General features: G+C 58.4%; 2 protein-coding genes. One reads left to right on the forward strand and one right to left on the reverse strand.

Annotated features, from left to right (window positions below):
* Positions 1-228: SDR family NAD(P)-dependent oxidoreductase (locus AC1DNW_RS35405; protein ID WP_477855807.1), on the reverse strand; the 228-nt coding region annotated here is incomplete at its 3' end.
* A gap of 96 nt (positions 229-324) precedes the next feature.
* Between AC1DNW_RS35405 and AC1DNW_RS35410 the strand changes: the two genes are divergently transcribed.
* On the forward strand, positions 325-747 hold the full coding sequence (locus AC1DNW_RS35410) for a winged helix-turn-helix transcriptional regulator (protein ID WP_477855809.1): 423 nt from the start codon (positions 325-327) through the stop codon (positions 745-747).
* Positions 748-787 lie beyond the last annotated feature (40 nt).

Raw genomic sequence — 787 nt, forward strand, 5'->3', positions numbered from 1 at the left:
CTGCTCGAAGACCTGCTCGAAGACGCGCTGAAGATCGGCGTTGTTACTGGCATCCGCCTGGATCGCGAGGATGCTGCCCATTCCCGCAGGCTCTGATGTACTCTCCGCCCCCTTGCGGCTGGTCGCGTAGACCTGCGCTCCTTCGCTGGCGAACCGCTGGGAAATGGCGCCGCCGATGCCACCGACACCGCCGATAACGAGGGAGATCTTGTTTGCTAATCTGCTCATGTTAACTCCATCAACAATGATGAAGCGAAGGTATACTCTCTATACCTACGGTCAATTACGCACTATGAGTAAAGCAGATATCAAGGAGTATATCCTGTGCCCGCAACGAACGAAGTTCCGATCATCAAAGCTTGCTCGTCTCATAGCCACAAGGCTGTCTCCGCCGAGGCTTTGCTGGATGTTGAGAAGGCGCGGCCGGTGCTTGAGCAGATCGCCAACAAGTGGTCGGTCCTGATCCTGACGGTCCTCTGCACCAGGCCGTCACGGTTCAACGAGATCATGCGGCGCCTGGATGGGATCACGCACAAGGCGCTCGCCGACGCATTGAAGCGCCTGGAACGCAATGGGCTCATTCGCCGTGAGGTCCTGACGACAACGACGCCGGTTGGCGTCGAATATACCATTACCGCGCTCGGCCGCTCCCTCCAGCAACCGTTCGAGGCGCTCTATGCGTGGTCCATGACCTACGGTCCCGAGCTTGAGCKAGCCCAAGAAGAATACGATCGGGTTCGAGACTAGCTCGATTGGCATCGGCCGACATTCGAATGCTCGGCCGGGC

The sequence above is a fragment of the Rhizobium sp. 05L429 genome (assembly GCF_056397645.1).